The organism is Pseudomonas sp. ANT_H12B (genome assembly GCF_008369325.1).
GTDB lineage: Bacteria > Pseudomonadota > Gammaproteobacteria > Pseudomonadales > Pseudomonadaceae > Aquipseudomonas.
In genome coordinates, this window is the sequence record NZ_VOBI01000006.1 from 105,227 (window position 1) to 128,896 (window position 23,670).

A 23,670-nucleotide genomic window follows, 5' to 3' on the forward strand; every position below is an offset into this window, starting at 1 on the left:
CCTCGTGAATACGCGAGGCAGGACACTAACGATCCCCTTGACGACGACGTTGCACCAGCGGTACCAGATAGACCGGTACATGCGCCAGCTGTAACACCCGCGCTGCGGTCCGGCCCAATGGTGTTTCCGCGCCAGCACCATGGCTATGACTACCTACGATCAATAAATCCACAGAGAGCTTCTGCGCCTGGTCGAGAATCACCTGCGACGGATCGCCCTGAAGCACCCGCACCGCTTTAATCCGCAACAGGTCTTGCTCGCCCTCCTCCCCCAGTTCTTCACGAAAGCTGTCGAGTACCCGCTGCTCGATATTGGCAATCACCGTGCTCAGGCCCTGACTGTGAAACTCGTTCAACGACTGCTCATCGAGGTAACTCTGCAGCACCGATTCGGCAAACAACCCCATGGGCTCCACCGCGTGGACCACATACAAGTCGGCATTGAATGTTCGAGCCAGCGCCAGAGCATGCTGCATCACAAAAGGTGCGTACAGGCCGAGGTCAGTGGCATACAGCATCGAATGAATCATATGACCTCCTCGAGTGCCAACATGGCGGAGATTGATTCAGCTTAGCAGTGCCTTGGCGAGTACGACGTGCCGTGTAACGCGTTGAAGCGCAGGCTTAAACCTTCTGCTCGTTGCTTATGCCGTGCGGCACGTGACCGGTGGCGACAACCTCGCGGGCCAACTCGCAATGACCGGCCTGATCGTCGAAAAATACGTCGGCGGCAAAGGCTTCGAGAAACGCCGACTTCGTCAGGCCACCGAGGAACAGCGACTCGTCCAGACGAATGTCCCATTCACGCAAGGTGCGGATCACCCGTTCATGGGCCGGTGCCGAACGCGCCGTCACCAGCGCGGTGCGAATCGGGCAGGCGTCATCCGGGAATTCACGTTGCAACAGATTGAGGGCTGCCAGAAAGCCTTTGAACGGGCCGCCGCGCAATGGCTCCCGGGCTGCTTCACGCTCACTGGCCTGAAACGCTTCCAGACCACCGGACTGATAGACGCGCTCCGATTCGTCGGAAAACAGCACCGCGTCGCCGTCGAAGGCAATGCGCAGTTCATCGCTGGCAGCACGGCTGGCACCACCGGACAAAATGGTTGCCGCGGCGAACCCGGCATCCAGGGCACTGCGCACGTCTTCGGCATGGGTCGAGAGAAACAGGTCGCAGCCAAAGGCTTTGAGGTACGGATAAGGACTGCGCCCGCCGACAAACGCCGCGCGGGAAATCGCCAGTCCATAGTGGTGAATCGAGTTGAACACCCGCAGACCGGTGTCGGCACTGTTGCGCGACACCAGGATCACCTCGACCCGGGCGCGGCCGAGGCTGGTATTGAGGTTGAGGAGTTTTTCAACCAGTGGAAACGCATCACCGGGCTCGAGGATTTCGTCTTCGTGTTCGATCTGATATTGCCGATAGGCCTCGACGCCGCTCGACAGATAGACCTTGTGGCTTTCGCTCAGGTCGAACAGCGCGCGCGAAGAAATCGCCAGCACCAGTTTGTCGTCGATAGTCTTTGCCATGCCCTTCCCCCTCAGGTGATCGACTCAAGTGTTACGTCGATCGATAAAACTCAAGCTGCGATACAAGGCTTCGATTCGCGGCAATTCGCATCCGGCCGCTTTGGCCGCCGCCAGTGGTCGAGCGTAAATCGCCTCCAGCTCCAGCGGTCGCTTGTGCAGAAAATCGTGATACATGCTCGGCCAATAGTCGGGCATCTTCTCGGTCACCATGAACAAATGGTCGGCATAACCGGGCGGTATGTCATGACCGCACGCGGTTGCTCCCTGAACCACTTCAGCCATCAGTGCCTTGATCAGTTCCCGACTGTCGGCATCAGCCATCAACGGTGTGGTGCTGGCCCCGAGCAGAACAGACAGACCGTTGTAAGGGATATTCCAGACCAGTTTCTGCCAGCGCGCCTGATGCAGGTTCGGCATGGCCTGGGAATCGATGCCGGCAGCGCGGAACAGCCCGGCGCCCTCCTCGACAATCGCCATGCGCGCCTGCTCATCGGCTGCGGGGCCGCTGTGATAGCCAACATTCACCGCGCCGAGCGCCTGATGGGTGATGACCCCAGGCCCGGCGCGATGAACGCAGATAAAGCAGAGCCCGCCGAGCACGTGCAGCGAATCGGGGAGCAATGCTCGCAGACTGTCTTCAACGTCCAGGCCATTTTGCAACAGCAGCACTTTGGCATCGGGGGCTGCGGCGTGAATGATTGCCGGCGCCAGTTCCGCGTTGCTGGTGGTCTTCGCGCCCACCAGCAACCATTCGCAACGTGGCATGTCTTCGGCCGTCGAATAGGCCTGAACCGGATTCAACGTCAACGCGCCGTGCACCGCACTGTCGAGTTGCAGTCCGTGTTCGGCCACCGCTGCAAATTCACTGCGCAATAAAAAGTGCACATCGAAACCGGCACGCGCCAGCATCAACCCGTAGAACCCGCCGATTGCGCCGGTTCCGATAATGCCGATTGTCGGTTTGGCAACTGCCCCCATCATGGCAACTCCTCTGCTGTTCGACTCAACGCCAGACCCACGGCTGCATTGAGCTCGGTGCTGGTCAGGCGCGATTTTAGTGCCCCGAAGAACTCGCCGTCGCGCACCACAAACAGCGCCGGCAAATGAAAGACCTGATAACGCTCGACCACGCCGCCATTATTCCCGGCATCGATCCAGCACAGTCGATCAACTTCCAGATCGAGCCCGGGCAATTGCTCACGGGCAAAACGGCAACTGGCGCAGCCGACACTGGTGAAAATCACCAGCGACACACCGCTCATCGCCAGCAGCCGTTGGTCGGCGTCGAAATCGGTCAGTTCCAATTCGACCACTATACTGGGGAAAACAATGTCAGATGGCTGACACATGGAGTCCGTGTTCATGGGACGTTTTATTCCTCACCCTGACGATGTGCCCGTCGAATTAACGTTGCTCAAACCTGAACGTATTTCACGGCAACAGCTGCACACTATCAGCCTCGGCGGCATGGCTTGCAATTATCACCGCGCCTGGCGCCATGGTACGGCGCTGGAAATTCGCATGCCGACCTTGAACCCTGACTTGCGCTTCCTGGGCTATGTGGCCTGGTGCCTGCGACGCAAGCGCGGCTATCTGGTGGGTATCGCGTTTGTTGACGAGCAGATGATGTTCAGCGCCCGGATGGGTGAGCAGGCGTGCCAGATCGAACGCTACTGTCGCCTGCATGACGCCCACGATGACCTGCAGGAAACTCAGGCCCTGGCCCTCGAATGGGTCCAGCAGCATGCCGACGAGTTCTCCCACGACACGGTTCACAGGGCATTTGCGCAGGCTGTGCTGGATTAGGGGGCGTTATCAATTAGTGGTGAATGGCCGCTAAACCGGTGTCTGCCCATTGTCGAGAAGGCGCGTAACGCGCTAAGGTTCGGCTCCCCGACGCGCTTAATTTGCTGTGCTCCGCCGCGCGGGTTCGCTGGCGGCCGGCACCCGTGACCTGACGAGTAAACGATGGCTGATTTACCGATCAACGACCTAAACGTCGCTTCCAACGAGACGCTGATCACTCCCGATCAGCTCAAGCGTGATATCCCTTTGAGCGACGCTGCCTTGCGCACCGTCACCAAGGGTCGCGAAGTCATTCGCAACATTCTTGATGGCACTGACCACCGCCTGTTCGTTGTCATCGGGCCTTGCTCGATCCACGACATCAAGGCTGCCCACGAATACGCCGAGCGCCTGAAGGCGCTTGCGGCAGAAGTGTCCGATACCCTGTATCTGGTCATGCGCGTGTATTTCGAGAAGCCACGTACCACCGTCGGCTGGAAAGGCTTGATCAACGACCCCTACCTGGACGATTCCTTCAAGATTCAGGACGGTCTGCATATCGGTCGCAAATTGCTGCTGGACCTGGCCGAGATGGGCCTGCCGACCGCAACTGAAGCCCTCGACCCGATCTCCCCGCAGTACTTGCAGGACCTGATCAGCTGGTCGGCCATCGGTGCGCGCACCACCGAATCCCAGACTCACCGTGAAATGGCCTCCGGCCTGTCCTCGGCAGTCGGCTTCAAGAACGGCACCGACGGCGGCTTGACGGTCGCGATCAACGCCCTGCAATCGGTTTCCAGCCCTCACCGCTTCCTGGGTATCAACCAGGAAGGTGGCGTGTCGATCGTCACCACCAAGGGCAATGCGTACGGTCACGTAGTATTGCGCGGTGGCAATGGCAAGCCGAACTACGATTCGGTCAGCGTCGCGCTCTGCGAGCAAGCGCTGAACAAAGCCAAGATCAAGCCGAACATCATGGTCGATTGCAGCCACGCCAACTCCAACAAGGACCCGGCCCTGCAACCGCTGGTGATGGAGAACGTCGCCAACCAGATCCTCGAAGGCAACCAGTCAATCATCGGCCTGATGGTCGAAAGTCACCTGAACTGGGGCTGCCAGTCGATCCCGAAAGACCTCGCCGACCTGCAATACGGGGTGTCGATCACCGATGCCTGCATCGACTGGTCGGCGACCGAAACGACTTTGCGCAGCATGCATGCCAAGCTCAAGGATGTACTGCCGAAACGCGATCGCACCTGATCACTTTTCGCCGCACAAAAAAACGCCGGGCTTAACCCGGCGTTTTTTTGTGTTCGATTTAACTGAAAGATCACTGGCTCAGCTTGGTGGCATGCCGCTGGTGACGTTCCATGTAGCGCTCCACGTAGGAGCACGATGGAATGACTGTGTAGCCCATTTCTTCAGCGTACTGCAGCGCCTGCTCGGTCAATGCCGCAGCGATGCCGCGACCACGCAATGCGTTGGGCACAAAGGTGCGATAGATATCCAGGGTCTGTTTCCCCAGATCCATATAGGTCAGGTAGGCACGATGACCGTCCACATTGGTCTCGAACTGATGACCAGCCTGGTCATGGTGGATGGACAACGCCTCGCTCATCACTACTCCTCGCGGGTCGGAAATTCTGACCCCTACCTTACCGATGTTTTTCCGGCGAAGGAACATCTACGCCACCCCGTGCCTGAATGGGCACCGAGAAGAGCTGCACCAATCTCGCGCAACCGAGCACGTATCAAATAGTAGGCACCATTGGCGCAAATGCTCAAGGTACGCTCGTCATCATACTGGTTGGCGGGTGCTGCTCCGGGTTACGCAGGGAAGGCTCGACCGAAGATATCTACAGGTCGATAGCCTGAACATTGCCGGATGTTGAGACTTAAGACGAGCGCCCTTTGTTAAAGTCACCTCAACATGGAGAAAGATATGAGAGGCGTCGCGCAAAATCCGAACAAAAGTGTAGACGAATCCATCTAGACAGACTTTAGTCAAGACTGGGAAAAGAGCCGCGAGCGCGGGGAACTTTTTCTTGCCGGCTCGCTCAGCTCGGGCCTCGCAGCTGGATATTTTTTAAACAATGCAGTTAAAAGTTGCTCGAAAAAGAATCAACGCCTACAATTTTTTTTGCTTCTTGCTTTACGTCAGTTTACTTACGACAAGTAATGGGTAGTATGTACGCCGGCTATTTCCTCACTCTGAGGAGACAGCTACTTAATAGAAAGTCCTTGAAGGGGAACACGATGAACAACGTTCTGAAATTCTCTGCTCTGGCTCTGGCCGCAGTTCTGGCTACCGGTTGCAGCAGCGTATCGAAAGAAACCGAAGCACGTCTGACCGCTACTGAAGACGCAGCTGCTCGCTCCCAGGCTCGTGCAGACGAAGCTTACCGTAAAGCTGATGAAGCTCTGGCTGCTGCCCAAAAAGCACAACAGACTGCTGACGAAGCTAACGAGCGTGCTCTGCGCATGCTGGAAAAAGCTAGCCGCAAGTAATAGTCCTTCGGGATTATTATCAAGCCGACCCATTTATGGGTCGGCTTTTTATTGCCTGGTGTTTCCTGCCGGCAATAAAAAACCCGCCGACGCAGCCTGCGTCGGCGGGTTATTTTCAAGTCTTACTGCAACGGGTCGATCGGCGCACTCGTCACCATCGGCACGGAAGTATTTGGCACTCCGATTTCCACCGGCAGGCCATCTTCTGCGGCAACCACGTCGCGGACCACATCCCAATTCATGCGCAGGTTATTGGTGATGTCCTCACGCTTGAGCATCGCATTGATCACCGCGGTGTGTTTGTCGACCACCGATGGATTGCCCTTGTCGTCCAGAGGCGTGTGCGCTTCCAGGTACACCTTGCCGCCACTGACGCCGAACTTGTACGGATCGCTAAGGATGCGTACCGAGGTACCTACTGGCACCATGCCCGCCATTTCCAGCACGTTGTTGTTGAACATGCGGAAGCAGCCGTGGCTGGTGCGCATGCCAATGCCGAACTTCTTGTTCGACCCGTGGATCAGGTAGCCCGGAGTGCCCAGCGTGAACTTGAACGGCCCCAGCGGGTTGTCAGGACCGGCCGGCACCACGTTCGGCAGCGGATCGCCATCAGCGGCGTGCTCGGCCTTGATCGATGCGGGAGGGGTCCAGGTCGGGTTCGGCGTCTTGGCGATAATACTGGTATGAGCAATTGGCGAGCCCCAGCCTTCACGACCGATACCCAGCGGGAAGGTGTAGACCACGTCCCGGCCTTTCGGATAGTAGTAGAGGCGGTATTCAGCCAGGTTGATGACGATGCCTTCACGCGGGCCCGGCGGCAGGATAAAGCGGGTCGGCAAAACGATTTCGGTGCCAGCTCCCGGCAACCATGGATCGACGCCAGGGTTGGCCGCGACCATTTCCGAATAGCCCAGATCGTAGGTGGTGCCAAGGTCGGCGAAGGTGTCTTCGTACTTGGCCTTGATCACTTGCACCTGACCGATGATGTCTTCACCGGGCGGTGGTAGAGGCAGCTCCAATGCTGCTACGGGCCCCGCCACACAGAGAGCGGCAAGAGACAGATAGCGGGTAACGGCAGGAAAACGCGGCAACATCCGGAAAATCCTTCGCATGATCGACAAGGGTATAAAAACGCGATTGTACACCGGCATCCGGAATTTCGGGGAGTTGGCCGATAGCAAGCTATCTTTGAAGCTTTAGAGCTCGAACCGCAGCTCTGGCCAGATCGGCGATGTGCCGCGCTTTTGCGATTCAAGAATCGCCCGACACAGCGAACACAGGCGCTGATCCTGGAACACGCGGCGATCGACGCTCGACCAGCGTGGCTGCGCCGGCAGCAGGCTGCCGCACAAGGTCCGATCCGCAGAGCCGCCCAACTCCAGTTGACGGGTCACCAGATGTACCCGCACTTCCTGGCAGGCGAACAGATCCAGCTGTTCGTCAGGCTCGATCAGTTGATAGGCAAAAAGTGACCAGGCGGGACGCGGCATCGGGGGCTCCAAATCGGGGGCGCCACCTTAGCCGAAACACCGCCGCTAGAAAAGCGTCAAAGCAGCGGTTTCAGTGTCGGCCAGACATTTTCCAGCAACTTGTCCTGAGCCCCGGCAGCCGGGTGCAAGCCGTCGGCTTGCATCAAGTCCGGATGACCGCCCACGCCGTCGAGAAAAAACGGCACCAGCGGGATGTTTTTCTCGCTGGCAACGTTGCTGTAGACCTTGGCAAAGGCCTCGGTATAACGGACGCCGTAGTTGGGCGGCAATTGCATGCCCAGCAGCAGGACCTTCGCGCCACTGGCGCGGGAGCTGTCGATCATCGCTGCAAGGTTTTGTTGCAATTGCGTTGGCAGTAATCCGCGCAGCCCGTCGTTGCCGCCCAACTCGAGGATCACAAGTTCAGGTTTATGCTCTGCAAGCAGTGCTGGCAGGCGCGCCTGGCCTCCGGCACTGGTGTCGCCGCTGATGGACGCGTTGACCACCTTATCGTCAAAACCTTCGCGCTTGAGCCGTTGCTCAAGCAGCGACACCCACCCCAAGCGGGTATCCAGTCCGAAACCGGCGCTGATACTATCGCCAACGATCAGGACAGTACCCGCCGCTGCGTTCTGGGCCATGCACATCAAGGCCAGGCCAGCACTCAAAAACCACACACGCATCGGATTCTCCATGGGCGCAAGCATTCTCACCGCGAAGAACCTCAGCAAAGTGGTTCCCAGCGCGGAAGGTGAACTGACCATCCTGCACGAACTGAGCCTGAAACTGAACAAGGGCGACAGTCTGGCCATCGTCGGCGCCTCCGGTTCCGGCAAATCCACTCTCCTGGGCTTGCTCGCCGGTCTCGACTTGCCGAGCAGCGGCGAAGTCACGCTCGCCGGGCAAGCCCTGAGCAATCTCGATGAAGACCAACGCGCGCGCATCCGCGCCGAGCATGTGGGTTTTGTCTTTCAATCATTCCAGTTGCTGGACAGCCTCAACGCCCTGGAAAACGTCATGCTGCCGCTGGAACTCGATGGGCGCAAGGACGCCCGTGAGCGCGCCACCGAACTGCTGCAACGCGTCGGACTGGGCCAACGCCTGACCCATTCGCCCCGCCAGCTCTCCGGCGGCGAGCAGCAGCGTGTGGCCATTGCCCGAGCCTTTGCAGCCGAGCCCGATGTGCTGTTCGCCGACGAACCCACCGGCAACCTCGACAGCCATACCGGCGAGCGCATCAGCGATCTGCTGTTCGAACTCAATCAGGAACGCGGCACGACCCTGGTGCTGGTGACCCACGATGAACGCCTGGCACATCGTTGCCGGCGCCTGATCCGCCTTGACGCCGGCCTGCTCGTCCCGCCTCTGGAGGTTTAATGGCACGCCTGCCGCTGTTGCGCATGTTCAGTCTTGCCATCCGCCAATTACTGCGCGACGCCCGCGCCGGTGAGTTGCGCGTGCTGTTCTTTGCCTTGCTGGTGGCCGTGGCGGCGAGTACGGCAATCGGTTACTTCGGCGCCCGCCTGAACGGCGCCATGATGCTGCGCGCCACCGAGTTTCTCGGGGCCGACCTGCTGCTCGAAGGCAGCTCCCCGGCTCGGCCCGAACAGATAAGAAGCGGCACGGAACTGGGCCTCGAACATGCTCAGGTGGTCGAGTTCTCCAGCGTCATCGCCACCGACAATGGCATTCAACTGTCCAGCATCAAGGCTGCCGATGATGTTTATCCACTGCGCGGCGAGCTGAAAAGCGCCCCCGAGCCCTTTGCCCCGGAAGAGTCCGGAGGCGGACCGAAACCCGGCGAAGCCTGGGTCGAAGCGCGACTGTTGACGGCGCTGGATTTGAAGATCGGCGACAGCATCGACGTCGGCATGCGAACCCTGAAACTGGCGCGGGTGCTGACCTACGAGCCGGACCGTGCCGGCAATTTCTATAGCCTGACGCCGCGAGTGCTGATCAACCTCAGCGACCTCGCCGCGACCGGCGTGGTGCAACCCGGCAGTCGGGTCAGTTACCGTGAGCTCTGGCGCGGTAAAGCCGAGGCGCTGGAAACCTATCGTCAGCTGATCAAGCCCGGGCTGGCGGCCAACCAGCGCATACAGGATGCCCGCGACGGCAACCGGCAGATCGGCGGCGCGTTGGGCAAGGCCGAGCGCTACTTGAACATGGCGAGTCTGGTGGCGGTTCTGCTGTCGGGTGTGGCCGTGGCATTGTCGGCGACGCGCTTCGCCACCCGCCGATTCGATGCCAGCGCATTACTGCGTTGCCTGGGTCTGTCGCGCCGGGAAACCCTGGTGCTGTTCAGTTTGCAGCTAACGGTGCTCGGCCTGCTCGCCAGTATCAGTGGCGCGTTCATCGGTTGGCTAGCGCAGCTTGGGCTCTTTGCCTTGCTGCATGATTTGTTGCCGACCGATGTTCCACCGGGCGGCCTGTTTCCAGCCATCGCCGGGATCGGCACCGGGCTGGTGGCATTGGCCGGTTTTGCCTTGCCGCCACTGGCTGCCCTGGGTCGCGTTCCGCCCTTGCGGGTGTTGCGTCGGGACATGCTGCCGATTCCTTCCAGCACCTGGATGGTTTACGGCGCGGCATTGGGCGCCCTCGGGCTGATCATGTGGCGCCTGAGCCTGGACCTGCTGCTAACGTTTGCCCTGCTCGGCGGTGGCGTGATCGCGGCGCTGATCCTTGGCGGTTTGCTGTTGCTGCTTCTGAAGAGCCTGCGCCGAATGCTGGCGCGTGCCGCGTTGCCGTGGCGCCTCGGATTGGGCCAATTGCTGCGCCACCCGCTGGCAGCCGCGGGACAAGCCCTGGCCTTCGGGTTGATTCTGCTGTCCATGGCGTTGATCGCATTGCTGCGCGGCGAGTTGCTGGATACCTGGCAGAACCAGTTACCGAAAAACGCGCCCAACTATTTCGCGCTGAACATTCTGCCGGCGGACAAACAGGCCTTCACCGATCGCCTGATCGAACTGTCCGCACAATCGGCGCCGCTGTACCCGGTGGTACCGGGACGGCTGATCAGCATCAACGGCGAGCCGGTGCAGGAAATCGTCAGCAAGGATTCGGCCGGTGATCGAGCGATCCAGCGCGACCTGAGCCTGACCTGGGCGGCGGATTTGCCGGCGGGCAACAAACTCACCGCAGGCAACTGGTGGCCCGAACAGGCACCGGATGAGATTCCCGGCGTATCGGTGGAAGGTAAAGTCGCCGAAAGCCTGAAGCTCAAACTCGGTGATCACATGGTCTTTACTGTCGGCGGCGCCAATCGCGAAGCGAAAGTCACCAGCCTGCGAGAGATCAACTGGGACAACTTCCAGCCCAACTTCTTCATGATCTTCCAACCCGGGACCTTGAAGGATCTGCCGGCGACCTACCTGACCAGTTTCTATCTGGCGGCCGGTCACGACCAGCAGATCGTCGATCTGTCCCGCAGCTTTCCGGCGGTGACCATTCTGCAAGTCGAAGCCTTGCTGGAACAGCTGCGCAGCATCCTCGCCCAGGTCACCCTGGCCGTCGAATACGTGTTGTTGTTTGTACTGGCGGCGGGCATGGCGGTGTTGTTTTCCGGCTTGCAGGCGACGCTCGATGAGCGTATTCGTCAAGGGGCCTTGTTGCGAGCGCTGGGGGCCGAGCGGCAATTGCTGGTCAAGGCCCGACGGATCGAGTTCGGTTTGCTTGGCGCAGTCAGCGGACTGTTGGCGGCGCTGGGGTCGGAACTGGTGAGCCTGGTGCTTTATCGCTACGCGTTCGATCTGCCTTGGCACCCGCATCCGTGGCTGTTGGTGTTACCGCTGATCGGCGCCGTGCTGATCGGTGGTGCCGGCGTGTTCGGTACGCGCCGCGCCTTGAACGCCAGCCCCCTGACAGTCTTGCGCGAGGGTTGATAGACTCAGGTTCTCTCTACCACAAGAAGTTGCCATGAGCCGTTATCGCCCTCCCCGCACCGCTGGCACCGCGCTGATCACCCCCGAAGGTGAAGCGCGGATGCGGACCGAGGTTCATGGACTCTGGCATGTTCGGCGGCCGCAAGTGACGCAGTCGGTCAGCGAGGCCGCAGCCCAGGGCGATCGCTCGGAAAACGCCGAATAACGTCCATACTATTTTCTGTAAAAAATTTCGTTAATCCACCACAACATTTCTCCACCCGGAGTCTGCACTACTGCTTCGTCGCCTACCTCTTTCTTCAAAAGCGCGCGCGCCATGGGCGAATCGATCGAGATGTAATCGTTACGACCGTAGATTTCGTCATAGCCCACGACCCTGAATTTTTTGATTTCACCCGTTTCGTTTTCGATCTCGACCCAAGCCCCGAAGAAAACCTTCCCTTCCTGCTCAGGCGAGTATTCAACAACCCGCACATCGTCGAGCCGCTTGCGAAGATATCGCACGCGTCGATCAATTTCTCGAAGCAGCTTCTTGTTGTACTGATAGTCAGCGTTTTCACTACGATCGCCTAGTGATGCTGCCCAGGTAACCTTGCGCGTCGTGTCCGGGCGCTTTTCTCGCCAAAGGAAATCAAGCTCCTGCTTCAAGGCCTCGTGACCTTCCTTCGTGATGATGTTGGTGCTCAAGACAAGCCTCTCACTAACGATTGGGACACGAATGGTTAGTGCCCTACTTACATGCTCACAACGATTGCGCCAGCATTTTAGCGCGCTCTTATCATAGCTTCAGCGAGATGCGATAGATAAACGGCTATAAAGGAAGGTTCACACGATCAAGGAACTCACCATTTGCTTGAGCATCCGGTAAATTTCGCACTGTGTGAAGTGGACTTCTCGGCGAGGGGCGCTGGTTGTGCCCCTATCTCCCTTGCAAAGCCATTGTCTCCTCAAGACCTGGGCGCACTTGGTTTTGAGGGCGTCGATCCTGCCGCAACTGGGCGTCCGGCACCCTGCTAGGGCAAAGTGTCGCGCTTGGCGAAGATGCTTGCCATCTCCGCCGCGTGCTCGGTTCCCCAGGCGCACAGCGGGACGATCGCTTCAGCCAGGCTGCGGCCGAGCGGGGTCAGCGTATAGTCCACGCGCGGGGGCACTTCTTTGTAGTCGGTCCGCGCCAGCACTTGATCGCCTTCCAGATCCTTCAATTGCTGGATCAGCACCTTGTCACTGACGCCCGGAATCAAACGCTTGAGCTCGCCGTAGCGCTTCGGGCCGTCGCGCAAGAAAAACAAGACCAGCGGTTTCCACTTGCCTGAGATGATGCGCAGCGTGGCGTTGAGCCCGCATCCCGTACCGCAGATTTCAGAGATAGTCGTCATTTTTTGATACTTACCAAAAGGTGCATACTTGTCCTTAGGTTATCAGAGCTGCATCCTCGTCCTCAAGCGAGCAATTTCCTTGCTTGGGTACAACTCCAACAAAGGATGCACGACATGACCAGACTGAATGGAAAGACCGCCGTGATCACCGGCGGCGCTACCGGCATTGGCCGCGCCGCGGCAAAGCGTTTCATCGAGGAGGGCGCGTTCGTCTTCATCTTCGGCCGCCGGCAGGAAGCGCTCGACGGCGCTGTGGCTGAGCTCGGGCCCAATGCCCGCGCGGTGAAGGGCTCGGTCTCCGACCAGGCCGACCTCGACCGACTCTACGCGGCGGTGAAGGCCGAGCGCGGAACCCTCGACATCGTCTTCGCCAATGCCGGGGCTGGAAGCCCGCTTGCCCTCGGCGAGATCACCGCTAAGCACATTGACGAAATCTTCGAGACCAACGTGAAGGGCTTGATCTTCACGGTGCAGAAGGCGCTGCCGCTGATGAGCGAGGGTGGTTCTATCATCCTGACCGGGTCGAGCGCCGGCACCACGGGCGCCCCGGCATTCAGCGTCTACAGCGCGAGCAAGGCGGCAGTGCGCAATCTCGCGCGGACCTGGGCAGAGGACCTGAAGGGCAGCGGTATCCGGGTAAACGTGCTGTCGCCCGGGCCGACGGCGACCGAACTCGCAATGGCAGCGCTGGGCGAGGAAGGCATGAAGGTCTTCGCCTCGATGAATCCGCTCCAGCGAATGGCCGATCCAGCGGAAATCGGTGCGGTGGCGGCCTTTCTCGCGTCGCAGGACAGCAGCTTCATGACCGCCAGCGAGGTCGCCGTCGACGGTGGCCTGGCGCAAATCTGACTCGCTACGCCCGGCCGGTCACTCCATTCGATAGGCGTAGTAAACCTGAGGAGAACATATGAGCTATGCAATAATCGGCTTCGGCAAGCTCGGCCAGGCGCTTGCCAAGGCGTTTGCCCGAAGCGGCATCGAAGTCTCCGTTGCAACCACCCGCGACCCGGAAAGCTTTGCAGCTGCTGCGGCCACCATTGGGCCCGAGATCATTCCAAAAACACTGGCGCAGGCCATCAAGGCGGACATCGTCTTTTTGGCGGTCCGTTACGAGACGCACCGGGATGTCGCTAAGGTGCTGCCCACTTGGGAGGGCAAGACCATCATCGATGTGACCAATGCCTACGGCGTATCCCCTGAGGAACTGGGAGAACAACCTTCTTCCAAGGTCGTCGCACAGGCCTTCACCGGTGCAAGATTGGTCAAGGGCTTCAACCACTTGGCCGCTGCCGTCCTTGACCAGGATCCGGCCGTACAGGGTGGCAGGAGAGTCGTGTTCCTGGCGAGCGACGATGAAGGCGCCGCAGCGGAGATTGGTGCGCTTGCGGAAAATCTCGGTTTCTCACCGATCAAACTTGGCGGGCTTTCGGAAGGTGGACTGCTTGTGCAGGCGCGCGGAAATAGCTGGGGGCAACTGATCTTTAAGGATTTGGTCAAGTTCGACAGATGAATCGTGATCGCGAATTTTTATGCGATCCTGCCTCGTGGACAAACGACAGCCACAACCTGATTGAAGCGAGGGCGACGCCGGCAGCAAGCCGTGCCGTACCCCATCGCATCGCATCGAGAATAGCCATGTCTATACGCCCTTTCACGCTTGCCATCACCACTGAGCAGCTAGACGACCTTGATCGACGCCTGCGCTCTTCACGTTTGCCAGACACCTTGGCAGCGAATAGCTGGGATGACGGTACTGATGTAAATTTTCTTGCGCGCCTCCTGAATTATTGGAGCAACCAATTTGATTGGCGCATTCATGAGCAGCGAATAAATCAGTTACCACAGTTCCTGGCGGAAATTGACGGCGAGGAAATTCATTTTCTGCACCAGCGGGGGATTGGGCCAAAGGCTATGCCGCTGATAATTACCCACGGCTGGCCGGGCTCTTTCTTAGAGATGGAACGATTGCTTCCGCTGCTAACTGATCCTGCGAAATATGGGGGGCATGCCTCTGATGCATTTGATGTAGTCGTGCCATCTCTACCAGGCTACGGTTGCTCTCCTGCTCCGACCAAGGCGGGTATCAGTTCCAAGCAAATCGCTGGACTATGGGCATCGTTGATGGGAGAACTGGGCTACGATCGATTTGGTGCTCAGGGAGGAGATATCGGTGCTGGTGTATCAATGTGGCTCGCTCGTCACTACGGCCCCAACTTGATAGGTGCCCATCTCAATTATATCCCCGGTAGTTTCAGGCCATCTCTAGGGGGAGGACGAGACGCCTTGAGCGAAGAAGAACAGGCCTTTCTGAATCGAAGCAGCCAATTCGCGTCGACCGAAGGTGCTTACGCGGCTTTACACGGTACGAAACCTCAAACCCTGGCTTACGCACTTTCGGACTCGCCAGCGGGTCTTGCTGCGTGGATTATCGAAAAATTCCACTCATGGGTAGATCATCCCAACGATCTTGAACAAGTAGTGTCGTTTGACTCTCTCCTCTGCGACATAGCGCTTTATTGGTTCAGCGGGAGCATCCAAGCAACCTTGAGGCTATACAAGGAAAATCGACTTAATCCGCTCGTTTTCGAAACCAATGAACGAGTGGAGACTCCGTTGGGTGTGGCGTTATTTCCGAAAGAGCTGCCCATGCCACCACGCAGTTGGGTCGAGCGCGTATTTCATGTCCACCGTTGGGAGCATATGGAGCGTGGCGGTCATTTCGCAGCGCTAGAGCAGCCCGAAATCCTTGCCGAAGAGATCAGGGCATTCTTTAGACCTTTGAGGAGCTAGATCCATCGCAATTCCTATGATGTGCAACGTGCGCAACTAGCGAGCCCCGTTCGACTTCAAGCAAACAGGATCACCAATGCAGCTTGACTGTCCGCCGAGGTCACCTTGGGTAGTGTAGGCAGGCATCCACTGATGCGGCAGCAACTGATCGATTTCACTCACTCGCCCGCTACGTCGGCGGACGTATAAGAACATCCTTCAGATACGCCTATGGGGTATGGCCGTTATCAAACTGGAGCCTTCGCAGAAGGTATGCGCCCCTGAGGTGTGGGACGTCGGACCGGTGATATTTTCTGACCGGGTTGTAGATCCAGGTCTGGCCAATGAGATGTCACAGTCGCGACATACCGACAGAAATGATGCCAACGCAAAGATCACTCTTTGTGCATCTCTGGGAATGACCGTAGCTGCCTGGAAGGAGGACGCAAAGGCGGTCTACCTGCCTGACCGGAACCGATTGCTGGAAGCGATCATCGTCTTGGTACTCTCGACCTCGGCCGTGCGATGAGCCGGTGTGGGTTCCACATCCATGATCACGCCGTGCTCGGTATCGAGCAGATAATTCGTGGAGTAAGCGCAGAACGCTGGGCCGCCTGGAGCCGCTGTCCAGCGGGCCTGAGGATCAGTCAGCGACCGCGCTGCCGACTCGCATCCGCCATTGAACAACCAGCGAAACAGATCACTGTCCCGAGAACGGCCGTGTCGATTTTTGGAAAGCGTCGAGTGGTTGGGGACTTCATCTTCAAGGTTGAACGAGTAAAACAGTCGCTCCTGCCCACTCGATAACTGTCCCATCATGCTGCGTGCTTCCCTGCTGGCCAATGCAGAGATTTTGCCGCAGGCCAGACAGGGGACTACTTTTTCAACAGAGTCGGCCGAAACCAACCCAATCAACCAATTGCACCCGGCACCACTATCTCGCGCCCTGCTGGTATTCACGGGGCGTACAACCAAACTCGCGACGGAACACAGTGTGCAAATATTGTGCGGATTTGAAACCGCAAGTGCGGGCAACGTCCGCAATTGCTGTTTCGGTATTTTCCAACCCGCTCGTAGCCGCCGCCAATTTGAAACGCAGAATCTCGTCGTGCACGCTGCAGCCTCGCACAGTGCGAAAGTGCGACTCCAGCGATGAGCGCGACACGCCGACATAAGCCGCCACTTGCGCCGTCTTGATGCCCTGGCAGGCATACTGGCGGATAAACAGCAGCGCCTGCATGACGTAGGGGTTGCCCAACGGTTGGTGCAAACTCGACACCTGCACGTTGATCGCATCCGGCGGGATCAGGATGTGCGTGCCTGTGGACGGCATGCCGTGCAGCATCTGGTGGAGCAGTTGCGCGGCGGTGCGGCCCATGGTTTCGGTGCCTTGGATGACCGAGCTCAGGGGGACCCGGGTCAGGCTGCGTGTCAGGGGGTCGTTGTCGATACCGATCAACGCCACCTGCTCCGGCACGGCGATTCCGGCGGTCAGGCAGGCTTGCAGCAATTGTCGGGCGCGGGCGTCACTGACGGCGATGATGCCGATGGGCTTGGGCAGACTTTGGAGCCAAACAATCAGTTGTTCGACGGCGCTGTCCCACAGCGGTGCACTGGTGCCCATGCCGCGATAGACCTCGGCATGCAAGCCGTCACGTTGCATCAGTCGTCGAAAGGATTTTTCCCGCTCCTGGGCCCAACGATTGGCCTGCGCTTCAGGCAGGCTGAAGCAGGCAAAACGCTGCAACCCGGCCTCGATCAAGTGCGCGTAAGCCAGGGTGATCAGCGCGTTATTGTCGGTGGCGACGTACGGAATCCCTTTCGGATAAGCGCGCTCATCCTGATAGGAACCACCCACCGCCACCACCGGCAATTTGATGTCGGCCAGCGCCTCGCCAATCAGCGGATCGTCGAAGTCGGCAATGATCCCGTCACCTTGCCAGCGTTCGATCCCTTTCAACCGGCAGAGAAAATCCTCTTCCAGGAACAGGTCCCAAGACGCGCGGGTGCTGCTCAGGTAGTTGCCGATGCCGCTGATGATGCCCCGGTCATAGATCTTGCTCCCGTTGAATAACAGTGCAATGCGGTGAACAGGCGGTACTGTTTTCATTGTTTTCAGGCTTGTTCCGGGGCCCCTTGTCACCGGGGCGGTTTGCACAGACTAGGCGCGCAGACGACGAATCTCAATACGCAAAATCGCACCCTGCGTTGGTGATTTTCATAATCAGCAGGCATGGGGCCGTTGCTAGTATCGAGACACCGCCAAGAACAACAAGGACATTACCAATGCCGTACTTCCCTGATGTCGACCGGATTCGCTACGAAGGCCCTGCCAGCGATTCTCCCCTCGCCTTCCGTCACTACGACGCCGACAAAATTGTCCTCGGCAAACCCATGCGCGAACACTTGCGCATGGCTGCCTGTTATTGGCACACCTTCGTCTGGCCGGGTTCCGATGTGTTCGGTGCAGGTACTTTCAAGCGCCCTTGGCAACACGCCGGCGACCCGATGGAGATGGCGATTGGCAAGGCCGACGCCGCGTTCGAGTTCTTCTCCAAACTGGGTATCGACTATTACTGCTTCCACGACACGGATGTCGCCCCGGAAGGCAATTCGTTGAAGGAGTACCGCAACCACTTCGCGCAGATGATTGATCACCTTGAGCGACACCAGGAAGAAAGCGGGATCAAGCTGCTGTGGGGAACCGCCAACTGCTTCAGCAATCCGCGCTTTGCCGCCGGCGCCGCCAGCAACCCGGACCCCGAAGTGTTTGCCTTCGCCGCCGCCCAGGTGTTCAGCGCCATGAACGCGACCCAACGCCTGAAAGGGTCCAACTACGTGTTGTGGGGCGGTCGCGAAGGCTACGAAACCCTGCTCAATACCGACTTGAAACGTGAACGCGAACAATTGGGCCGCTTCATGCGCATGGTGGTCGAGCACAAGCACAAGATCGGTTTCAAAGGCGACCTGCTGATCGAACCCAAGCCGCAGGAGCCGACCAAGCATCAATACGATTACGACAGCGCCACCGTGTTTGGTTTTCTCCAGCAGTTCGGCCTGGAAAAGGAAATCAAGGTCAACATCGAGGCCAACCACGCAACCCTGGCCGGTCATAGCTTTCATCACGAGATAGCGACGGCCGTCTCACTGGGGATTTTCGGCAGCATCGACGCCAACCGCGGTGATCCGCAAAACGGCTGGGACACCGATCAATTTCCCAACAGCGTCGAAGAAATGACCCTGGCCACCTATGAAATCCTCAAGGCCGGCGGGTTCAAGAATGGCGGTTACAACTTCGACTCCAAGGTTCGCCGCCAGAGCCTCGATGAGATCGATCTGTTCCATGGTCACGTCGGCGCAATGGACGTCCTCGCCCTGTCCCTGGAGCGGGCAGCCGCCATGGTGCAGAACGACCAGCTTCAGTTGCTCAAGGATCAACGCTACGCCGGCTGGCAGCAGCCATTCGGGCAGGCGGTGCTGACAGGTGAGTTCAACCTCCAGTCATTGGCCGAACATGCCTTCGCCAACGAACTGAATCCGCAGGCCGTCAGTGGCAGGCAGGAAATGCTCGAAAACGTCGTCAACCGGTTTATCTATCGCTGATCGCCAACGGCGTCTGCGGGCGCAACAACGCTGTGACATTCGCACGACAAATCTGTGTCCGCTGCGTCTGCCGATTCTCTACAGTTCTACCAGCCCGAGACTCATCGTCAGGCAGTGTCTTTCAAACAAAAATAAAAGGACGCACCACCATGAAGAATGTAAAACGCGTGCTATTGGCCAGCGCCCTGGCGCTGCTGTCGCTACCGGTAATGGCCGATGCTGCCCATCCGAAAATCGGTTTCTCCATTGATGATCTGCGGCTGGAACGCTGGTCGCGTGACCGCGATTACTTCGTCGCGGCAGCGGAGAAAATGGACGCCAAGGTCTTCGTACAGTCGGCCGATGCCAACGAGCAAAAGCAGATTTCGCAAATCGAAAACCTCATTTCCCGTGGCGTCGATGTCATCGTCATCGTGCCGTTCAACGCCACGGTGCTGACCAACGCAGTGGCCGAAGCGAAGAAAGCCGGGATCAAGGTCGTGTCCTATGACCGCCTGATACTCAACGCGGATATCGACGCCTACATTTCCTTCGATAACGAAAAGGTCGGCGAAATGCAGGCCAGCGGTGTGCTGCATGCGGCGCCCAAGGGCAATTACTTCCTGCTCGGTGGTGCGCCTACCGACAACAACGCAAAAGTCCTGCGCGAAGGTCAGATGAAAGTGCTGCAACCGGCCATCGACAAGGGGGATATCAAGATCGTCGGTCAACAATGGGTGAAAGAATGGAACCCTACCGAAGCGCTGAGCATTGTTGAAAACGCCTTGACCCGCAATGACAACAAAATCGACGGCATCGTCGCCTCCAACGACGCCACGGCAGGCGGCGCCATCCAGGCACTGGCCTCTCAGCAACTGGCCGGCAAGGTGCCGATTTCGGGGCAGGACGCAGACCTCGCAGCGGTCAAGCGAGTGATCGCCGGCACGCAAACCATGACCGTGTACAAACCGCTGAAACTCATCGCCACCGAAGCCGCCAAGCTCTCGGTGCAACTGGCGCGTAACGAGAAACCCGCCTACAGCTCGCAGTACGACAACGGCAGCAAAAAAGTCGACACCATCCTGCTCACTCCGACTCCGTTGACCAAGGACAACATCGACCTGCTGGAACAGGACGGGTTTTACACCAAGGCGCAGATTGCCGGGCAGTAATCATCACCTCGTGATGCACCCTGCAGGAGCCAGCTCGCTCCTGCGGGACCCGCCTCGTACCTGCCGCTTATGAGTCTCTGCCATGTTCGACTATCTGCTGCAAATGAACGGTATCGTCAAAACCTTCGGCGGTGTCAAAGCGCTCAATGGCATCGACATCAAGGTCAAGCCCGGTGAGTGCGTCGGGCTGTGCGGCGAGAATGGCGCCGGCAAGTCCACGCTGATGAAAATCCTTTCCGCGGTCTACCCCCATGGCACCTGGGACGGTGAAATCCTCTGGGACGGTCAACCGCTCGAGGCGCAATCGATCAGCGAAACGGAAGCCGCCGGCATCGTCATCATTCACCAGGAACTGACGCTGGTTCCCGACCTGTCGGTGGCCGAGAACATTTTCATGGGCCATGAACTGACGCTGCCCGGTGGGCGGATGAATTACCCGGCGATGATCCACCGCGCCGAAGCCCTGATGCGTGAATTGAAAGTGCCGGACATGAACGTATCGCTGCCGGTTTCTCAGTACGGCGGCGGCTATCAGCAACTGGTGGAAATCGCCAAGGCTCTGAACAAGCACGCGCGCCTGCTGATCCTCGACGAGCCTTCATCGGCCCTGACCCGTTCGGAAATCGAGGTGCTGCTGGACATCATCCGCGACCTCAAGGCCAAGGGTGTCGCCTGTGTCTACATCTCCCACAAGCTTGATGAAGTGGCTGCCGTGTGCGACACCATTTCGGTGATCCGTGACGGCAAACACATCGCGACGACTGCCATGGCGGACATGGATATTCCACAGATCATCACCCAGATGGTCGGACGGGAAATGAGCAACCTCTACCCCACCGAGCCACACGACATTGGCGAGGTGATTTTCGAGGCCCGTCACATCACCTGCTACGACGTCGACAACCCCAGGCGCAAACGGGTCGACGATATTTCCTTCGGCCTCAAACGCGGGGAAATCCTCGGCATCGCCGGACTGGTCGGTGCAGGCCGCACCGAACTGGTGACAGCGCTGTTCGGCGCCTACCCCGGTCGCCATGAAGGCGAAGTCTGGCTGGACGGCCAACTCATCGACACCCGCACGCCGCTCAAGTCAATCCGTGCCGGCCTGTGCCTGGTGCCCGAGGACCGCAAGCGCCAGGGCATCATTCCAGACCTGGGCGTCGGCCAGAACATCACCCTGGCCGTGCTCGACAGTTACTCGAAACTGACCCGCATCGATGCCGAAGCCGAACTGGGCAGCATCGATCGGGAAATTTCGCGCCTGCACCTCAAGACCGCGAGCCCGTTCCTGCCGATCACCAGCCTGTCCGGCGGCAATCAACAAAAAGCCGTCTTGGCGAAGATGCTGCTGACCAAACCCCGAGTCCTGATTCTCGATGAGCCCACCCGCGGTGTGGATGTCGGTGCCAAGTACGAGATCTACAAGCTGATGGGGGCGCTGGCGGCCGAAGGCGTGTCGATCATCATGGTGTCTTCGGAGCTGGCCGAAGTGCTCGGCGTTTCCGACCGCGTACTGGTGATCGGCGAAGGCCAGTTGCGGGGTGACTTCATCAACCACGGACTCACCCAGGAACAGCTGCTCGCCGCCGCACTCAGCCAGCCTGATGGCCATAACAATAATGATCGGAAATCCGCGTAAATGAATCAGGTCAAACAACTCTTCACCCGCTACAAGATGCTCGCGCTGGTGTTTGCCGTGGCGTTTATCTGGCTGTTCTTCAGCTGGCAGACCGAGGGCGGATTCCTGACGCCGCGCAACCTCTCCAACCTGCTGCGCCAGATGTCCATCACCGGGATTCTCGCCTGCGGCATGGTGCTGGTCATCATCAGCGGCGAGATCGATTTGTCGGTCGGCTCATTGCTGGGCCTGCTGGGTGGACTGGCAGCGATTCTGGACGTGATCTACCACATACCGCTGTTGGCGAACCTGAGCCTTGTCGCCCTGTGCGGACTGATGATCGGCCTCGGCAACGGCTACATGGCCGCCTACCTGCGCATCCCGTCGTTCATCGTCGGGCTGGGGGGCATGCTGGCATTTCGAGGTATTTTGCTGGGCATTACCGGCGGCACGACGATCGCCCCGGTATCGCCGGAACTCGTCTACATCGGCCAGGGGTATTTGCCGCACGCGGTCGGCACGGGCCTGGGCGTTCTGCTGTTCGCACTGACGTTGTTCCTGACCTGGAAACAACGGCGCAATCGCGCCCTTCACGGCCTGGCGGCACATTCACTGGTACGTGACGTCGTGCGCGTGCTGTTGATCGGCGCAGTGCTGGCCGGCTTCGTCCAGATCCTCAACAGCTATGACGGCATTCCCGTGCCGGTCCTGCTTCTGCTGGTTCTGCTGGGCGGGTTCAGCTACGTGACCAGCCAGACCGTCTTCGGCCGACGCGTCTATTCCGTGGGCAGCAACATGGAAGCGACACGCCTGTCCGGTATCAATGTGCAGGCCGTGAAGCTGTGGATTTTCGGGATCATGGGCGTGATGTGCGCCCTCGCCGGTGTGGTCAACACCGCACGACTGGCCGCCGGTTCGCCCTCGGCCGGCAGCATGGGCGAACTCGACGCCATCGCCGCGTGCTTCATCGGCGGCACCTCCATGCGCGGCGGCTCCGGCACCGTCTACGGCGCCCTCCTCGGCGCGCTGGTCATCACCAGCCTGGACAACGGCATGTCCATGCTCGACGTCGACAGTTACTGGCAGATGATCGTCAAGGGCAGCATTCTGGTGTTGGCCGTGTGGGTAGATGTGAGCACGCGGACTGGGCGACGTTGATCTGCTCTGTATGAAGTGATCCGCGGCAGTCTGCTTCTGGAGAGATGCGATTTTTCGTGACGGTTGTCATGCAGCCACCGATGGTCAGCCGTCCGTGGATTTGGGTAGAAAGTTGCCTCTTCCGACAGGCAGCTATCGGCCCAGAGTGTGTAAAAACGCGCTGACGGTTGTTAGCTGAGTAATTGCTCGCAACAAGTCCTGCGGATCATCACTAGGGCCCGGGAGCCCCCAGCGCCGCTTCTACCTTGCTGGGGGGCCAAAATACAGACCTCTTCAGGCCGACAGCGCCTTCATTAAACCGCTGGTACCGAGAATTTTCATGACCCGCTTCAAGTTGTAGGCGAGGACGTTCAAGCTCATCTGCGCGCTTACTCCGCTCAGCTTTCGTGTCAGGAAATGCGTGGCGCCCCTCCATTGTTTGAGTGTCCCGAAGGGAGGCTCAACCGTTCATTTTCGGATCCGCATCATTTCCGGCAGCCACCACCGACAGCATTTTTGACGCCACCGCTTCGCGGGCCTGCTTGGCCATCGAGCTGAGTTTCAATGACCTGTAACTCTTTCATCGGAGCTTTGAGCTTGTCGATTTTCTCTTGCAGACGGGCAGCCTTGGGCTGAGCAATCGAGGGTTCTTGCCGATCGGCGTCGTCGAGCGCGGTCAGGTACCGATTGATACTCGATTCAATTTCTTCCATACGCCGCTTCAGCTTGACGCTGGTGAAATTGCGGTCGCGGTTGTTGACGGCTTTGAATTTGCTGCCATCGATCGCGACCAGATGTTCTCCGAACAGTCCCAGCTGCTGACACTGCACCAAGATTGACCAGA

23 protein-coding genes and 3 pseudogenes are annotated in these 23,670 nt (G+C 58.9%); 13 read left to right on the forward strand and 13 right to left on the reverse strand.

The features are described from left to right. Window positions 1-25: 25 nt before the first annotated feature. The 4 genes from FQ185_RS11570 to FQ185_RS11585 all read right to left on the reverse strand — a co-directional run bounded on the left by FQ185_RS11570 (window position 26) and on the right by FQ185_RS11585 (window position 2,893). Window positions 26-529, reverse strand: coding sequence for a universal stress protein (locus FQ185_RS11570; protein ID WP_149417558.1), 504 nt, complete (start codon window positions 527-529; stop codon window positions 26-28). 94 nt (window positions 530-623) lie between these two features. After that, window positions 624-1,529, reverse strand: a complete 906-nt coding sequence (locus tag FQ185_RS11575; protein ID WP_149417559.1) for a 5'-nucleotidase — start codon at window positions 1,527-1,529, stop codon at window positions 624-626. Window positions 1,530-1,553: 24 nt separating this feature from the next. After that, window positions 1,554-2,510: a putative 2-dehydropantoate 2-reductase gene (locus tag FQ185_RS11580; protein WP_149417560.1), complete on the reverse strand. Its 957-nt coding sequence runs from the start codon at window positions 2,508-2,510 to the stop codon at window positions 1,554-1,556. Next, the gene (locus tag FQ185_RS11585) at window positions 2,507-2,893 is read right to left on the reverse strand and encodes a thioredoxin family protein (protein WP_149417561.1); all 387 of its coding nucleotides are present in this window, start codon (window positions 2,891-2,893) and stop codon (window positions 2,507-2,509) included. Before FQ185_RS11585 ends, FQ185_RS11580 begins: the two co-directional genes overlap by 4 nt. Here FQ185_RS11585 and FQ185_RS11590 point away from each other — a divergent pair. Together FQ185_RS11590 and FQ185_RS11595 are read left to right on the forward strand one after the other, a co-directional pair. Beyond that, window positions 2,892-3,335, forward strand: a complete 444-nt coding sequence (locus FQ185_RS11590) for a PilZ domain-containing protein (protein WP_149417562.1) — start codon at window positions 2,892-2,894, stop codon at window positions 3,333-3,335. The genes FQ185_RS11585 and FQ185_RS11590 overlap by 2 nt on opposite strands. 162 nt (window positions 3,336-3,497) lie before the next feature. Next, a complete protein-coding gene (locus FQ185_RS11595) occupies window positions 3,498-4,574 on the forward strand; it encodes a 3-deoxy-7-phosphoheptulonate synthase (protein WP_149417563.1) in 1,077 nt (358 codons plus the stop codon). Between the two features lie 70 nt (window positions 4,575-4,644). Here FQ185_RS11595 and FQ185_RS11600 read toward each other — a convergent pair whose 3' ends face one another. Next, a complete protein-coding gene (locus FQ185_RS11600) occupies window positions 4,645-4,932 on the reverse strand; it encodes a GNAT family N-acetyltransferase (RefSeq protein WP_149417564.1) in 288 nt (95 codons plus the stop codon). A 638-nt stretch (window positions 4,933-5,570) separates the two neighbouring features. Between FQ185_RS11600 and oprI the strand changes: the two genes are divergently transcribed. Further along, a complete protein-coding gene (gene oprI / locus FQ185_RS11605; protein WP_003172710.1) occupies window positions 5,571-5,822 on the forward strand; it encodes an outer membrane lipoprotei OprI in 252 nt (83 codons plus the stop codon). 122 nt (window positions 5,823-5,944) lie between these two features. On the opposite strand, the gene FQ185_RS11610 is transcribed toward oprI, so the two are convergent. The 3 genes from FQ185_RS11610 to FQ185_RS11620 form a co-directional block, all read right to left on the reverse strand. Further along, window positions 5,945-6,916, reverse strand: a complete 972-nt coding sequence (locus FQ185_RS11610) for a L,D-transpeptidase family protein (RefSeq protein ID WP_149417565.1) — start codon at window positions 6,914-6,916, stop codon at window positions 5,945-5,947. 102 nt (window positions 6,917-7,018) lie between these two features. Beyond that, window positions 7,019-7,312, reverse strand: coding sequence for a hypothetical protein (locus tag FQ185_RS11615; RefSeq protein WP_003226812.1), 294 nt, complete (start codon window positions 7,310-7,312; stop codon window positions 7,019-7,021). A 56-nt stretch (window positions 7,313-7,368) separates the two neighbouring features. Then, window positions 7,369-7,974: an arylesterase gene (locus FQ185_RS11620; protein WP_149417566.1), complete on the reverse strand. Its 606-nt coding sequence runs from the start codon at window positions 7,972-7,974 to the stop codon at window positions 7,369-7,371. Window positions 7,975-7,984: 10 nt separating this feature from the next. Between FQ185_RS11620 and FQ185_RS11625 the strand changes: the two genes are divergently transcribed. From FQ185_RS11625 to FQ185_RS11635, 3 genes and pseudogenes are all read left to right on the forward strand, one after another. Beyond that, window positions 7,985-8,668, forward strand: coding sequence for an ABC transporter ATP-binding protein (locus FQ185_RS11625; protein ID WP_008148510.1), 684 nt, complete (start codon window positions 7,985-7,987; stop codon window positions 8,666-8,668). Continuing rightward, window positions 8,668-11,172 (forward strand): ABC transporter permease, encoded by a 2,505-nt coding sequence (locus tag FQ185_RS11630; RefSeq protein WP_149417567.1) that lies wholly within the window; start codon window positions 8,668-8,670, stop codon window positions 11,170-11,172. The genes FQ185_RS11625 and FQ185_RS11630 overlap by 1 nt, the downstream gene beginning before the upstream one ends. A 34-nt stretch (window positions 11,173-11,206) precedes the next feature. Continuing rightward, window positions 11,207-11,374: pseudogene (locus tag FQ185_RS11635) on the forward strand (transcription elongation factor GreB); the annotation flags it as partial. 11 nt (window positions 11,375-11,385) lie between these two features. Here FQ185_RS11635 and greB read toward each other — a convergent pair. After that, window positions 11,386-11,859 (reverse strand): transcription elongation factor GreB, encoded by a 474-nt coding sequence (gene greB / locus FQ185_RS11640; protein ID WP_149417568.1) that lies wholly within the window; start codon window positions 11,857-11,859, stop codon window positions 11,386-11,388. A 326-nt stretch (window positions 11,860-12,185) separates the two neighbouring features. Further along, window positions 12,186-12,548 carry a helix-turn-helix domain-containing protein gene (locus FQ185_RS11645; RefSeq protein WP_149417569.1) on the reverse strand — a complete coding sequence of 121 codons (363 nt, stop codon included), beginning with the start codon at window positions 12,546-12,548 and terminating at the stop codon, window positions 12,186-12,188. Between the two features lie 114 nt (window positions 12,549-12,662). Between FQ185_RS11645 and FQ185_RS11650 the strand changes: the two genes are divergently transcribed. The 3 genes from FQ185_RS11650 to FQ185_RS11660 are packed head-to-tail and all read left to right on the forward strand — an operon-like array spanning window position 12,663 to window position 15,338. Next, a complete protein-coding gene (locus tag FQ185_RS11650) occupies window positions 12,663-13,397 on the forward strand; it encodes an SDR family NAD(P)-dependent oxidoreductase (protein ID WP_149417570.1) in 735 nt (244 codons plus the stop codon). 58 nt (window positions 13,398-13,455) lie between these two features. Beyond that, the gene (locus FQ185_RS11655) at window positions 13,456-14,058 is read left to right on the forward strand and encodes an NADPH-dependent F420 reductase (protein ID WP_149417571.1); all 603 of its coding nucleotides are present in this window, start codon (window positions 13,456-13,458) and stop codon (window positions 14,056-14,058) included. Continuing rightward, window positions 14,055-15,338: an epoxide hydrolase family protein gene (locus tag FQ185_RS11660; RefSeq protein ID WP_256730400.1), complete on the forward strand. Its 1,284-nt coding sequence runs from the start codon at window positions 14,055-14,057 to the stop codon at window positions 15,336-15,338. Before FQ185_RS11655 ends, FQ185_RS11660 begins: the two co-directional genes overlap by 4 nt. 468 nt (window positions 15,339-15,806) lie before the next feature. Here FQ185_RS11660 and FQ185_RS11665 read toward each other — a convergent pair. Together FQ185_RS11665 and FQ185_RS11670 are read right to left on the reverse strand one after the other, a co-directional pair. Continuing rightward, a pseudogene (locus FQ185_RS11665) lies at window positions 15,807-16,091 on the reverse strand (hypothetical protein); the annotation flags it as partial. Window positions 16,092-16,251: 160 nt separating this feature from the next. Next, a complete protein-coding gene (locus FQ185_RS11670) occupies window positions 16,252-17,427 on the reverse strand; it encodes a XylR family transcriptional regulator (RefSeq protein ID WP_149417572.1) in 1,176 nt (391 codons plus the stop codon). Window positions 17,428-17,603: 176 nt separating this feature from the next. Between FQ185_RS11670 and xylA the strand changes: the two genes are divergently transcribed. From xylA to FQ185_RS11690, 4 genes are all read left to right on the forward strand, one after another. Beyond that, window positions 17,604-18,920, forward strand: coding sequence for a xylose isomerase (xylA, locus tag FQ185_RS11675; RefSeq protein ID WP_149417573.1), 1,317 nt, complete (start codon window positions 17,604-17,606; stop codon window positions 18,918-18,920). A gap of 149 nt (window positions 18,921-19,069) precedes the next feature. Further along, on the forward strand, window positions 19,070-20,071 hold the full coding sequence (gene xylF / locus FQ185_RS11680) for a D-xylose ABC transporter substrate-binding protein (RefSeq protein WP_149417574.1): 1,002 nt from the start codon (window positions 19,070-19,072) through the stop codon (window positions 20,069-20,071). Window positions 20,072-20,153: 82 nt separating this feature from the next. Further along, entirely contained in the window at window positions 20,154-21,710 is a 1,557-nt protein-coding gene (xylG, locus tag FQ185_RS11685; RefSeq protein ID WP_149417575.1) for a D-xylose ABC transporter ATP-binding protein, read from the forward strand. Beyond that, the gene (locus FQ185_RS11690) at window positions 21,711-22,847 is read left to right on the forward strand and encodes a sugar ABC transporter permease (protein WP_149417576.1); all 1,137 of its coding nucleotides are present in this window, start codon (window positions 21,711-21,713) and stop codon (window positions 22,845-22,847) included. It abuts the gene before it with no gap. Window positions 22,848-23,120: 273 nt separating this feature from the next. Here FQ185_RS11690 and FQ185_RS11695 read toward each other — a convergent pair. Beyond that, a pseudogene (locus FQ185_RS11695) lies at window positions 23,121-23,650 on the reverse strand (transposase); the annotation flags it as partial. Between the last annotated feature and the right edge of the window lie 20 nt (window positions 23,651-23,670).

Coding starts and splice junctions, on each gene's coding strand:
- FQ185_RS11585 (WP_149417561.1), bottom strand. CDS start 2,893: ATGAACACGGACTCCATGTGTCAGCCATCTGACATTGTTTTCCCCAGT.
- FQ185_RS11600 (WP_149417564.1), bottom strand. CDS start 4,932: ATGAGCGAGGCGTTGTCCATCCACCATGACCAGGCTGGTCATCAGTTC.
- FQ185_RS11645 (WP_149417569.1), bottom strand. CDS start 12,548: ATGACGACTATCTCTGAAATCTGCGGTACGGGATGCGGGCTCAACGCC.
- FQ185_RS11570 (WP_149417558.1), bottom strand. CDS start 529: ATGATTCATTCGATGCTGTATGCCACTGACCTCGGCCTGTACGCACCT.
- FQ185_RS11615 (WP_003226812.1), bottom strand. CDS start 7,312: ATGCCGCGTCCCGCCTGGTCACTTTTTGCCTATCAACTGATCGAGCCT.
- FQ185_RS11580 (WP_149417560.1), bottom strand. CDS start 2,510: ATGATGGGGGCAGTTGCCAAACCGACAATCGGCATTATCGGAACCGGC.
- xylA (WP_149417573.1), top strand. CDS start 17,604: ATGCCGTACTTCCCTGATGTCGACCGGATTCGCTACGAAGGCCCTGCC.
- FQ185_RS11690 (WP_149417576.1), top strand. CDS start 21,711: ATGAATCAGGTCAAACAACTCTTCACCCGCTACAAGATGCTCGCGCTG.
- FQ185_RS11670 (WP_149417572.1), bottom strand. CDS start 17,427: ATGAAAACAGTACCGCCTGTTCACCGCATTGCACTGTTATTCAACGGG.
- oprI (WP_003172710.1), top strand. CDS start 5,571: ATGAACAACGTTCTGAAATTCTCTGCTCTGGCTCTGGCCGCAGTTCTG.
- xylG (WP_149417575.1), top strand. CDS start 20,154: ATGTTCGACTATCTGCTGCAAATGAACGGTATCGTCAAAACCTTCGGC.
- FQ185_RS11620 (WP_149417566.1), bottom strand. CDS start 7,974: ATGCGTGTGTGGTTTTTGAGTGCTGGCCTGGCCTTGATGTGCATGGCC.
- FQ185_RS11625 (WP_008148510.1), top strand. CDS start 7,985: ATGGGCGCAAGCATTCTCACCGCGAAGAACCTCAGCAAAGTGGTTCCC.
- FQ185_RS11655 (WP_149417571.1), top strand. CDS start 13,456: ATGAGCTATGCAATAATCGGCTTCGGCAAGCTCGGCCAGGCGCTTGCC.
- FQ185_RS11660 (WP_256730400.1), top strand. CDS start 14,055: ATGAATCGTGATCGCGAATTTTTATGCGATCCTGCCTCGTGGACAAAC.
- FQ185_RS11595 (WP_149417563.1), top strand. CDS start 3,498: ATGGCTGATTTACCGATCAACGACCTAAACGTCGCTTCCAACGAGACG.
- FQ185_RS11650 (WP_149417570.1), top strand. CDS start 12,663: ATGACCAGACTGAATGGAAAGACCGCCGTGATCACCGGCGGCGCTACC.
- FQ185_RS11590 (WP_149417562.1), top strand. CDS start 2,892: ATGGGACGTTTTATTCCTCACCCTGACGATGTGCCCGTCGAATTAACG.
- FQ185_RS11630 (WP_149417567.1), top strand. CDS start 8,668: ATGGCACGCCTGCCGCTGTTGCGCATGTTCAGTCTTGCCATCCGCCAA.
- FQ185_RS11575 (WP_149417559.1), bottom strand. CDS start 1,529: ATGGCAAAGACTATCGACGACAAACTGGTGCTGGCGATTTCTTCGCGC.
- FQ185_RS11610 (WP_149417565.1), bottom strand. CDS start 6,916: ATGTTGCCGCGTTTTCCTGCCGTTACCCGCTATCTGTCTCTTGCCGCT.
- xylF (WP_149417574.1), top strand. CDS start 19,070: ATGAAGAATGTAAAACGCGTGCTATTGGCCAGCGCCCTGGCGCTGCTG.